Here is an 11501-nt window from a genome sequence, read left to right as displayed (position 1 = left end):
TCAACGTACCCATACTCACCGTGTTGAAATGATTCAACTACTTTTCTCTTGAAAGCATCGTCATACTTTGCCATAGAAAAAGCCCCCCTAAATTAGATTGTTGGTCTAACTTAGGGGGCGCGCTACATTTTTCTATTGCTTTTTTTATTAGTTGTCTTGCTGTTTCACTTTCAAAAGTTTCTTCATAACCTGCATCACGCCGTATTCGTCATTAGTTGGCGCGGTGAATTTGGCATAGTGAGCAATCTCTGGATTACCGTTAGCTACGATATAGCTATGGCCAACAGCTTTTAGCATGCCCGCATCGTTGTGCGTATCGCCGAATGCCATCATATCTGCTAGTGAAATGTGCAGTTTTTCACCGATAATAGTCATAGCCGTTCCTTTATCGATACCTTCATTCATGATATCAATCCATTCCGGGCCGCTGACTACGACAGAATATTGCTCCCCAAAAGCTGGTGCAAATACGTTTTCATAGTTTTCCAAGCTGTCCTTATTTGGAAAAAACAAAGTGAATTTATCAGCCGTGATATCCAGAGACTCCAAGGATGCCACGTAATTTATTTTTGTATAAAAAGTACGGTAAATTGCATCGTAAGCTTTATCGGCTTGATTGATGTATGCCGCGTCCATTCCACAAACAATCGGAATACCATCGCTTTCTGCTGCAAAAGTTGCCATTTTTCGATAATCTTCCCGAGGCAGTTCGCTGGTGAAGATCACATCACCATGATGCATGATCAATCCCCCATTGTCACAGATGAAGGTCATTTCGTTTTTCAATTCAGCAAATGTTTCTAGTAACGTGTACAATGGTCGACCGCTTGCCGCAGCAAATTCGACACCTTGTTCTTTAAGGTTTGCTACTAAAGAAAAGAAATCAGGTGGCAATTCCCCTTTTGATGTCAATAACGTGTTATCCATGTCGGTTGCAATAAATTTGATGTCTTTCATGAGTTCCCCCGTCTCTTTCGATTTGCAGCTTACTTCTCTAATTCTATCACACGATCGACAAAATCTTCGTAAAAACCATTTTCATGGGAAACGACAATAACAGTCCCGGCATATTTAGCCAGTGTGTCTTGTAGATTTTCTTTCGATTCCTGATCAATGTGATTGGTGGGTTCATCCAGAATCAGAAAATTGCTTTTATTCATGGTCATTTCCGCCAGTTTGACTTTGGTCTGTTCTCCCCCGCTCAACAGCTTCAGCGACTCTTGCGCGAGCTGGCTGTGAAGACCTGCCCGAGAAAGATGGCGACGCAAGTCCTTGATGGTGGCCTTAGGATATTTGTCGCTGAGGTATTGTAACGGTGTTTGCAGCGGATTTTCCCATGCTAATTCTTGAGAGAAATAGCCGATTTGTGTCTTTTCCGGAAAGTGAAAACTACCGCTTACTGCCGGAATCTCACTGATGAGGGTTTTAATCAACGTAGATTTACCGATACCATTGAATCCTCGGATGGCAATTTTCTCTCCGTAACGGATCGTAATATTCACCGGTGCCAAAAGCGGTTTTTCGTAGCCAATCACCAACTGATCTGTTTCTAATGCCAGCGTGGTCACAATAGGCGCATAGGGAAACTCTAAGTGAGGTTTTGGCGAATCAGAAGGCGGTGTTAGTCGCTCGATTTTGGCCAGCTGTTTTTCACGACTTTTGGCCATCGTGGAACGAGAGCCGGCTTTATATTTACGAATATAAGCTTCCGTCTTTTTGATATGTTCCTGTTGTGCCTCATACTGACGCAAGTAAGTTTCTTGTGAAAGTTCCTTTTGTTTTAGCGCGCGGGTAAGATTCCCGGTATACTTGGTTAATTTCCCAAATTCAATATCGAGAATATGGGTAGTGATTTCATTTAGAAAATCCCGGTCATGGGAAACGACAAGAAATGTTCCGTCGAATTCTTTTAAAAACTGAGTCAACCAGACGACGTGATTGTCATCAAGGTGGTTTGTCGGTTCATCCAAAATCAGCATATCTGGTTTTTCCAACAGCATTTTTGCCAAGATGATTTTGGAACGCTGACCTCCGCTGAGATTTTTCATTAGAGAGTCCATCCCTAAAACATCAATCCCTAAACCGGTAGCCAGTTCATCAATGATCGTGGCCATCTGGTAAAAATTGCCTTGATCTAACTCATTTTGCAAGCGACCCGCTTGTTCCAATAAGCGATCATCATAGTTGTCCGCGTATTCCGCATACAACTCACCGATGCGGCGCTCTTTTTGAAAATCGTCAATAAATGCAGTTTCTAAAAATCCCTGAATTGTCAGCTGATCATCTACATTGACATATTGATCTAAATACCCAAGTTTCAAGTTTTTGGGAAATAGGATGTGGCCGTCATCTGGCAAAATCTCGCCGGTAATAATCTTGATGAGGGTACTCTTCCCTGCCCCATTGCGTCCAATCAACCCTACGTGCTCGCCACGGTTAATTTGCGCAGTGATATTTTCATATAAAATTTTATCCCCAAATTGTTGGGTGATATTTTCGATAGTTAACATGGTTTCCTCGTTTCTGTCTTTTACGAATAAGTTGTGGAAGCGTGTCTTTTGTGACGTTGCTTCAAATGTTACTTCAATGAAAAAAGCTGCAGACGGCAACATCGTCTACAGCTTTACCATAACTTCGTTTGATCGAAAGGTACCTGCCCACAGCAAATAAACCTGCAGTTTGCAGCCTTTCGATGAAGAACTGAGCGCAAGGCTCTATGGAATGCTCTTAACAATGCTTCATCGTCTCCAGTTGTTAAGAGCTGTTTTTCTTACAAAGTGTAAATAATAATCTCGAATCATCTGAACCGTCCTCTTGGCAGTACATGCGCGCAAATCGTTTTGCCGGCTACCACTTTTCTTCCATGAAATAATAGCATGGATTTTCAGTAAAGTCAAAAACAGCTGGCAATATTCGGAAATTGCAGAACATAACCGTAAAATTTTTCAGAAAAACGAAGAAAATATTGTGTGTCATGACAAGACTGTGCTAAGATGAATCGCAAAAGTGATAAATCATTGCTGTCTTGGAGGTGTTTTCTTGGTTCAGATTGGCTTTATTGGTGCCGGTAAGGTCGGTACGTTGTTAGGAAGGTATTTCAGGAGCAAATCCTTCGAAGTCGTTGGCTATTATAGTCATCGCATGGAAGACAGTCAACAGAGCGCCATCCTCACTGATAGCCGTGCTTTCAGTGAAGCTGCCTCTCTAGTCGCTGCGTGTGAGTGGGTATTTTTGACAGTTGGTGATGATGGGTTGTCAGAAGTTTGGCAACGAATACGCCCTCATCTGCGTGTCGGTCAAGTCATTTTTCATTGCAGTGGTGCCAAGTCATTGGCAGTTTTTACGAATGTACCAGCAGGTGTTGAGACTTGTAGCCTCCATCCGTTATTGGCAATCGACTCAGGGAACCAGTCGTTGGATGCAATTAAGCAGGCTGCCTTTACTGTGGAACTTGCGATGCCAGATTCACTGATTTTGAAGCAGCTGTCGGGTCTAGGAAATCCCCTTGCAGTTATCGAGGGCGCTCAAAAGATTCGCTACCACGCAGCGTGTGTCTTTTTTAGTAACTTGGTGATTGGTTTGGTGGAAAATGGCACAACACTTTTTGAAGCCTGTGGACTGCCAAAAGATTTTACGGCCACAGCCTGGCAGCCTCTCTTTTTAACAAATGCTCGTAATTTGGTGGAAAATGGGCCACAAGCAGCATTGACGGGCCCTGTTGAGCGAAATGATTTATCGACAGTAACCGATCATTTAGAGGCTTTGCCTAATGATCAGGTAGCTCTTTATGGGGTGTTATCTCGTTTTCTTTTACAAATTGCTCAACAAAAACACCCGGAGATTGACTATTCAGACATGGAAAGGATTTTGCAGAATGAAGAAAACGGTTATGACACTGCAAAAGCAGAAACAACAAGGAAATAAAATCAGCATGCTGACAGCTTATGATTACACGACGGCTAAACTAATGGATGAGGCTGGTATCGACATACTTTTAGTCGGCGACTCATTGGGGATGGTCATGTTGGGATATGAAGACACGCTGCAAGTCACGATGGCAGACATGATCCACCATTCCCGCGGGGTTGCTCGAGGAGCGAAAGAAGCGCTAGTGGTTACAGACCTGCCCTTTCTATCCTACCATGTATCGGTGGCAGAGGCCGTTTTAAATGCAGGAAGATTAGTAAAAGAAGGGCTTGCCGAAGCCGTGAAATTGGAAGGCGGCATGGAATTTGCTGAAGTGATTCGGGGAATTACCCGCGCACAAATCCCTGTAGTGGCTCATTTGGGATTGACGCCACAGTCGGTGAATGCCTTTGGTGGCTTTAAAATCCAAGGAAAGTCCCTGACTGCAGCTGAAAAACTGGTAAAAGATGCACGGGCTGTCGAAGCAGCCGGCGCAGTAGCTATCGTTTTAGAAGGCATCCCCGCCCCACTAGCCGCTTATATCACAAAACAAGTACAGATTCCGACGATTGGTATCGGTGCCGGGCCGGACACCGATGGTCAAGTGTTGGTCTATCAAGATATGCTGGGAATGTTTGATGAGCTGCAGCCAAAATTCGTGAAGCGTTTTGCTGAAGTTGGACAGCTCTATCGCGAAGCTTTTAGCAAGTACCAAGAGGAAATTCAACAAGGGTTGTTTCCAACACCAGCTCATAGCTATACTATCGATTCTGAAATTATGACTGCATTGAAAGCAAAAGAAGGTGAAAATTTTGCAGCAACTGAATGATATCAAAGCTACTCGAGCACTGATTAAGGAGTGGCATCAAGCCGGCTATTCAATAGGCTTTGTGCCTACGATGGGATATTTACACGAAGGACATCAAAGTTTGATTACCCGCGCTGCTGCCGAAAATGATAAAGTAATCGTCAGTGTCTTTGTTAATCCACTGCAATTTGGGCCGGAGGAAGACTATGACAGTTATCCCAGAGATTTAAAGGGGGATCAACAACGCGCGGCACAGGCAGGAGCGGATCTTTTATTTGCCCCGACTGTTGCACAAATGTATCCGGAAGGCTTTGATACCTTTGTAACCGCCTATGGAGTAACGGACAAATTAGAAGGTGCCACCCGCCCTGGTCATTTTCGCGGCGTCACGACAGTCGTTGCTAAACTTTTTAATATTTTGCAACCGCAACGCGCCTATTTTGGTCAAAAAGATGCCCAGCAAGTAGCAGTCATCCGACAGATGGTGCGGGATTTAAATATGCCAGTCACTATCATCCCCTGTCCCATCATCCGAGAAGCAGACGGTTTAGCGAAAAGCTCCCGCAACACCTATTTAACAGCTGCCGAATACCAAGCAGCGCTGTCCCTGTCTCAAAGCTTGAAATTGGCAGAAACTCTTATCCAAACCGACAATATCGTGGCTGTTGAACAGCTAAAAAAAGCAATGACTGCATGTTTTTCAAGTATTCCTTTAGCCCGTATCGACTATATCAAAATCGTGGATCCTATCAGCTTAGAAGAGTTGGCGGTGATCACAGACAGTTGTCTCATTTTGTTGGCTGTTTATATTGGCAAGACCCGCTTGATTGATAATCTGCTGATTGAAGGTCGGGGCTATACGAAAAAGGAGGAATGATTGTGGAATTAACAATGCTAAAATGTAAGATCCATCGCGCCGTGGTTACTGAGGCCGAGTTGGATTATGTTGGTAGTATCACCATCGATGAGAGACTCATGGTAGCCTGTGGTCTGTTGGAATATGAAAAAGTCCAAATTGTCGACTGCAATAACGGTGAACGGTTTGAAACCTATGTCATTGCCGGCCCTATGGATAGTGGTGTAATGTGTCTCAATGGCGCAGCAGCACGCAAAGTAGCGGTGGGTGACAAGATTATCGTTATGGCTTATGTCCAGATTTCACCGGAGGCAGCCCAACATTTAAAGCCAAAAGTTGTTATGGTGGATGAGAAGAACCAGATTACAAAGATTACCAATTACGAAAAGCATGGCGAACTCGCATAAGTGCTGTCCAACAACACGCGGCTTTTTAAACTTTGTCAAAAAAATTTTTCCTTTAAATCACGCTATCCTGGAGAAGGTCAAGTTCACTGTCAGATAGTACATTTTAAGAAAATGGAGGAATATCTCAATCATGACCTATTCACAACCGGAGTTAGCCGAGGCAAAACGACAAATTGCCTCTACGCTGCACAAATTACAAGAGACGGTGAAGACACTAGAAGCAAAAGAGCAGCCTTCTCGTTATAAATCGCAGATTACGCTAGCCAAAAGGCGGCTTGAGGCTTTTACTATTGCGCTTGTATTGATCGAAGAAAAACAGGCAGACCCGGATTGAATGGGCCTGCCTGTTTTATTGGAAGTTTAAAAAATATTCCGTTAGTCATCGTGGGGATCAGTAATTATACTTTCTTCCTGCTTACGTAACAGATAGATTTTACGCCCATTGATGATCAGAGTCTTGATTACGGCATACACCGGGATACATACCAGCATGCCGAAAATGCCAAAGACACTTCCCGCACCTAACAGCACCAAAATAATCGTAATGGGATGAATATTCAGTGATTTCCCAAACAAGAGTGGTTTGATGACATTGCCGTCCAGCTGTTGAATCACCAGAATGGACAACGCCATATACAATGCCTGCCACGGAGAGACGAACAAGCCAACGATCACTGCGGGAACAGCGCCGATAAAAGGGCCAACATAAGGAATGATGTTTGTAAGCCCACAGATAAAGGCCAACAGTAAGCTGTAAGGCTGCTTGAAAATGGTCATGGCGATGAAACTCATAACGCCAATAATCACGGCATCTAACATCGTACTACTGATATAGGCTGACAATGTATTGTTGAGGTCTTTCACCGTTGCTCGCAGTTCGCTGCGCAAATTGTGGGGAAAGAAGTTATCCAGGCTGTCTAAAAAGCGATGGCCGTCCTTGAACATGAAAATCAAGATAAACGGAACCGTAAACAACAAGACAAAAAAACGGGTCAATACAGAAACGATTCGAGACAGGCTAGTCGTGATGCTGGTAATCAGCCAATTGATGACGTTGTTTAGTGTCAGGTTCATGTTTTGCAGCTGCTCTTCGATATTGATCCCCTTGAATTCATCCCGTTGACCCAAATCAGAAAGCCAAACAGAGGCTTCCTCCGCATAATCTGGCAAGGATTGTGTCAGCTGTACGGCTTGCTCTACTAGCTGTGGAACGACATTCATGATTAGTAAAACTAAAAAAATCACCACAACAGCGAAAACAATCAGAAAGCTGATCATGCGAGACAACCCCCGTTTTTGCAGCCAGCGCACCAATGGATCAAACATGTAATACAAAAAGCCTGCCACGAACAACGGTAAAATAATCGTTGAAGCCATCGTTACTACGGGACGCAGAAATTCCCGCATCTGCAATAGAAAAAATGTACCGATAATGATTAGAACCCACTCTGCGGTCCAGAAAAATAGTTTTGAATTTTTGAAACGTGATTGCATAGTACCCTCCCAAGAATTTATAATACATCAATTGTACCATTTGCGCTCAGCGGTCAGCTGCTTTTTAATCAAATTTCCTATTTCTTTTTTGCAGAGATGATCAGCATCATCGGCCGCCGCAATTCATCGACCATTCCAGGAACTGAAAGCAAGTCCTCTGGCGGTGTCGGCTCAACGAGATGTTCAATAGAAAAACCGTTTTGTAATAGTGTTTCTACATAGGTGGTCAATGTGCGATGATATTTTTCTACCGTTTCTCCCAGAAAATCTGCTTGTCGTACCCCTTCATAAAAATAGCGATCGACTGGAAAATGTCGGATTTCACCTTGCTCATCGTAGGCCCATTGTTGGTTACCGGCTGCTGTGAAGACGGGATGTTCGACAGAAAATAAAAAGGTTCCTCCTGATTTCAAGTAGGAGGCCACTCGTTTTACCATCGCCGTCCAATCTGGCAGATAATGAAATGCCAGTGAACTGAATACAATGTCAAAGGTATCCGCAGGAAAAGCGGCTTCTAAGATGTCTCCTTGGCGATAGTCAATCTTGGGGTCAGCATTTCGTTTGGCAGCTTCAGCCAACATCTTTTCTGATAAATCAACGCCAATAACTTGTTTGGCGCCGTGATCAGCAGCATATTTGCAATGCCACCCGTAGCCACAACCAAGGTCCAACACCGTCTTTTTATCAAAATCCGGCAATAAGCGCCGCAGGGTCTGCCATTCCCCAGCGCCTGCCAACCCTTCTTTTGAGCGGGTCATCTGACTATATTTGTCGAAAAAATCTGTTTCATCGTAGTGATTGTTCATAAATCTCCTGCTTTCTGCCTGTCACAAAAAGTGAGCAGTCGGTTAATCTTAATTATTTCAGCAAATACATGAGCTGATTTCTATAAATATCTTCCCACCATTAATCTGGCAAGTGTTTCTTATCTATTATACCTTGTTTGCATCCGTTTTCCATAAAGGTGTTGTCATTTTTTTTAGGCACTGGTATACTTGTATTCCTCGACTGAAACCTTCGTCTGGCAGTGTCTTCTCCGACGAGCTGAAACTGGCGAGAGGAAAAGTGATAGGTTGTCTCATGGGTGACCAACAATCGCTTTTTCTATTGAATCTGTTTGGCTGATGAACCGCTGCCGTTACCATGTTCATTTGGTCCATCTGTAAGAGTGTTTTTACGAACGCTCTATTTGTCGTGCGCTGAATAAACCGCACGTAGTTTTGTATGCAGAAAGGAAGGATACCAAATGATCCAAGTGGAAAATCTGAGTAAAAGCTTTCAAGTTTCCAAACGAAAAGGCGGCTTTAAAAATGCCGCCAAAGCATTGATTAGTCGTGAGGTCAAGGAACATCACGCCCTTAAAGATGTCAGTTTTACTATTGCCGATGGGGAGATGGTGGGCTACATCGGGCCAAACGGTGCCGGAAAAAGCACGACTATCAAGATTCTGTGTGGAATCTTGACTCCTGACAGCGGCACTTGCGTCATCAATGGGCGCACCCCTTGGCAAGATCGTATCCAACATGTAAAAGAAATCGGCGTCGTCTTTGGTCAAAGAAGTCAGCTATGGTGGGACGTTCCAGTAATCGACAGTTTTGAGCTGGTGCGGGATATTTATCAGATTTCTCCTGCTGACTATAAGCGCAACCTCGACGAATTGACTACACTCTTGAATTTGGAAGAAATCATTAAAACACCAACCCGCAGTTTGAGTCTCGGCCAACGCATGCGCTGTGAAATTGCCGCTTCATTACTCCACGACCCGAAAGTTTTGTTTTTAGACGAGCCCACCATTGGCTTAGATGCCGTTTCCAAAATCGCTGTTCGCCAGTTCATCAAGAAGTTGAATCATGAGAAAAATACGACAGTGATTTTGACTACCCATGACATGCAAGATATCGAAGCATTGACACAACGGATTATTTTGATCGGCAAAGGAGAGATTTTACTGGATGGCAGCTTGTCTCAGTTGAAACAACGCTTTTCTCATCAAAAGACGCTGACCCTTTCCTACACAGGCACCTTGCCACAATTGCTGCCGCAGTTCGCCGTTGAAAGCAACGAAAAAGGTCGGATCGTTTTGGGATTGGATCCCAGACAATTGTCCGTCGCCGATGCTATTGCCTATTTGTCAGAGCAGATCGAGATCACGGATTTGGCTGTTTCTGGTATTTCGGCTGATGAAATGGTGGCCGAAATGTATCGGGAGTACCGCATATGAAAAAATACGGCGCTGTTTTTAAAATCCGCTTTAGTAACACGCTACAATATCGAACAGCAGCAGTTGCCGGCATGGTGACTCAGTTTGTTTGGGGCCTGATGGAAATTTTGGCATTTTATGCTTTTTATCAAGCCGATCCGGCTGCCTTTCCTATGAGCTTCCAACAGACTGTTTCTTATATCTGGTTGCAACAAGCCTTTTTAGCCTTATTTATGCTGTGGTTTTATGACAATGACATCCTGACTGCAATCTCTTCTGGAAGCATTGCTTACGAGTTGGTGCGACCGATGGATCTCTATAGTCGGTGGTTTTGTCAATCTGCTGCCAATCGACTAGCCCGTTCTCTCTTACGATGTGCCCCTATCCTCTTCATCGCTTTTGTTTTGCCGGCGCCTTTTCGACTGGTTCTTCCAGCTAACCTTTTTCAACTAGGGATGTTTTGTGTGGCTATGACTTTGACATTAGGAGTTGTAATTGCTATTTCTATGCTGGTGTATGTCTCTACTTTTTATACCATCAATTCAGTAGGGGTACGCTTAGTAATGGCTTCCTTTGCCGATTTTTTTTCAGGTGCAGTCATCCCGTTACCTTTTTTTCCACCAGCTTTTCGCCAGATTGCTGAGTTGTTGCCTTTTGCTGCTATGCAGAACATTCCTTTGCGAATTTACAATGGGAATCTAACCGGAACCGCTCTTTGGCAAGGATTGGGACTGCAGCTGTTTTGGCTTAGTTTACTGATTTTATTAGGTAAACTTTCGCTGCAGCAGGCGTTGAAAAAAGTTATCGTACAAGGGGGCTGAGTCTATGAGACTGTATATGAAATATTTTAAAATCCATCTAGCCAGTCAAATGGCTTACAAACTATCCTTTGCATTGACGGCACTAGGCCAATTTTTAAATTCCTTCACGGCTTTTTTGGGCGTTTGGTTTATGTTCCAACGATTTCATCAAGTGGATGGCTTCAGCTTTCAAGAAGTCCTTTTGTGTTTTGCGGTGGTTTTACTCGCCTTTTCTTTGGCGGAATGTTTTGGCCGTGGCTTTGATATGTTTCCCCAAATGATTGCAAATGGTGAGTTTGATCGTGTGTTAGTCCGGCCGCGTTCGCCAATTTTTCAAGTCTTGGCATCAAAAATGGAATTTACGCGAATCGGTCGTATTCTGCAAGCCTGTTTGATTTTTGCCTACGCCTTACCTACCAGCCAAATCGCCTGGTCTGGTATGAAAGTGTTGACGCTAGTCTTGATGGTGCTTTGTGGTGCGGTTCTTTTTTTCTTTTTATTTCTGATTTATGCAGGGATTACGTTTTTTACATTGGAAGGCTTAGAAGTCATGAATATTTTTACTGATGGCGCCCGGGAGTTTGGTCGGTACCCTTTTAGTGTTTACGGCAAACAGGTGCTGCGCTTTTTGACTTATTTGATTCCGCTGGCCTGGTTTCAATACTATCCCTTCTTGTATTTAATCGGAAAGGTGTCAGATCCTATCTGGGCGTTTTCACCGTTGTTGTGCCTACTTTTCGGGCTGCCGGCTTACGGCTTTTGGCGCTGGGGTTTGTATCATTACAAGTCTACCGGGTCCTAAGCTTGGTTACATGACGGCTAAGATCAAAGAAAAACTGTCTTTTGGTCAAAATAAAAAGGCGGAAAATCAATGAACCCTCTGTTAGATTTTCATTTAAAAAACGGTTCTACAATATTTAGTGTTGGTGGAAAATCTCCGATTTTCTTCCAACACTTTTTTGTATGCGAAGTATAGAAAAAGAGATACCCAAATTGATAGAATGAAGTCGACTAAAACACACTCACCAAG

12 protein-coding genes are annotated in these 11501 nt (G+C 43.7%); 8 read left to right on the top strand and 4 right to left on the bottom strand.

Translation table 11 applies throughout. The features are described 5' to 3' along the window. Positions 1 to 147: 147 nt before the first annotated feature. On the bottom strand, positions 148 to 957 hold the full coding sequence (locus ACOMA8_RS14485; protein WP_421371669.1) for an HAD family hydrolase: 810 nt from the start codon (positions 955 to 957) through the stop codon (positions 148 to 150). A gap of 29 nt (positions 958 to 986) precedes the next feature. Next, a complete protein-coding gene (locus ACOMA8_RS14480) occupies positions 987 to 2510 on the bottom strand; it encodes an ABC-F family ATP-binding cassette domain-containing protein (RefSeq protein WP_161899831.1) in 1524 nt (507 codons plus the stop codon). A 529-nt stretch (positions 2511 to 3039) separates the two neighbouring features. Between ACOMA8_RS14480 and ACOMA8_RS14475 the strand changes: the two genes are divergently transcribed. The 5 genes from ACOMA8_RS14475 (at position 3040) to ACOMA8_RS14455 (ending at position 6311) form a co-directional block, all read left to right on the top strand. Beyond that, on the top strand, positions 3040 to 3924 hold the full coding sequence (locus tag ACOMA8_RS14475; protein ID WP_421371667.1) for a Rossmann-like and DUF2520 domain-containing protein: 885 nt from the start codon (positions 3040 to 3042) through the stop codon (positions 3922 to 3924). Continuing rightward, positions 3875 to 4735, top strand: coding sequence for a 3-methyl-2-oxobutanoate hydroxymethyltransferase (gene panB / locus ACOMA8_RS14470; RefSeq protein ID WP_421371665.1), 861 nt, complete (start codon positions 3875 to 3877; stop codon positions 4733 to 4735). Before ACOMA8_RS14475 ends, panB begins: the two co-directional genes overlap by 50 nt. After that, a complete protein-coding gene (gene panC, locus ACOMA8_RS14465; protein WP_421371663.1) occupies positions 4710 to 5591 on the top strand; it encodes a pantoate--beta-alanine ligase in 882 nt (293 codons plus the stop codon). The genes panB and panC overlap by 26 nt, the downstream gene beginning before the upstream one ends. Before the next feature lie 2 nt (positions 5592 to 5593). Continuing rightward, positions 5594 to 5977 (top strand): aspartate 1-decarboxylase, encoded by a 384-nt coding sequence (gene panD / locus ACOMA8_RS14460; RefSeq protein ID WP_161899827.1) that lies wholly within the window; start codon positions 5594 to 5596, stop codon positions 5975 to 5977. Between the two features lie 130 nt (positions 5978 to 6107). After that, a complete protein-coding gene (locus ACOMA8_RS14455; protein ID WP_161899826.1) occupies positions 6108 to 6311 on the top strand; it encodes a hypothetical protein in 204 nt (67 codons plus the stop codon). A 41-nt stretch (positions 6312 to 6352) separates the two neighbouring features. On the opposite strand, the gene ACOMA8_RS14450 is transcribed toward ACOMA8_RS14455, so the two are convergent. Next, positions 6353 to 7471 carry an AI-2E family transporter gene (locus ACOMA8_RS14450; protein ID WP_421371661.1) on the bottom strand — a complete coding sequence of 373 codons (1119 nt, stop codon included), beginning with the start codon at positions 7469 to 7471 and terminating at the stop codon, positions 6353 to 6355. 77 nt (positions 7472 to 7548) lie between these two features. After that, positions 7549 to 8277: a class I SAM-dependent methyltransferase gene (locus ACOMA8_RS14445; protein ID WP_421371659.1), complete on the bottom strand. Its 729-nt coding sequence runs from the start codon at positions 8275 to 8277 to the stop codon at positions 7549 to 7551. A gap of 440 nt (positions 8278 to 8717) precedes the next feature. Between ACOMA8_RS14445 and ACOMA8_RS14440 the strand changes: the two genes are divergently transcribed. The 3 genes from ACOMA8_RS14440 to ACOMA8_RS14430 are packed head-to-tail and all read left to right on the top strand — an operon-like array spanning position 8718 to position 11273. Continuing rightward, on the top strand, positions 8718 to 9692 hold the full coding sequence (locus ACOMA8_RS14440) for an ABC transporter ATP-binding protein (RefSeq protein ID WP_421371657.1): 975 nt from the start codon (positions 8718 to 8720) through the stop codon (positions 9690 to 9692). Next, positions 9689 to 10492, top strand: coding sequence for an ABC transporter permease (locus ACOMA8_RS14435; RefSeq protein WP_421371655.1), 804 nt, complete (start codon positions 9689 to 9691; stop codon positions 10490 to 10492). Before ACOMA8_RS14440 ends, ACOMA8_RS14435 begins: the two co-directional genes overlap by 4 nt. A gap of 4 nt (positions 10493 to 10496) precedes the next feature. Further along, complete coding sequence (locus tag ACOMA8_RS14430; protein ID WP_421371653.1) at positions 10497 to 11273, top strand: ABC transporter permease; 777 nt, start codon at positions 10497 to 10499, stop codon at positions 11271 to 11273. Positions 11274 to 11501 lie beyond the last annotated feature (228 nt).

Origin of the sequence: Enterococcus infantis (assembly GCF_049166715.1) — a bacterium.
Classification (GTDB): Bacteria; Bacillota; Bacilli; order Lactobacillales; family Enterococcaceae; genus Enterococcus_C; species Enterococcus_C leclercqii.
Note: the sequence above shows the minus strand (reverse complement) of the source record. Positions and strands in the feature narration are given on the sequence as shown.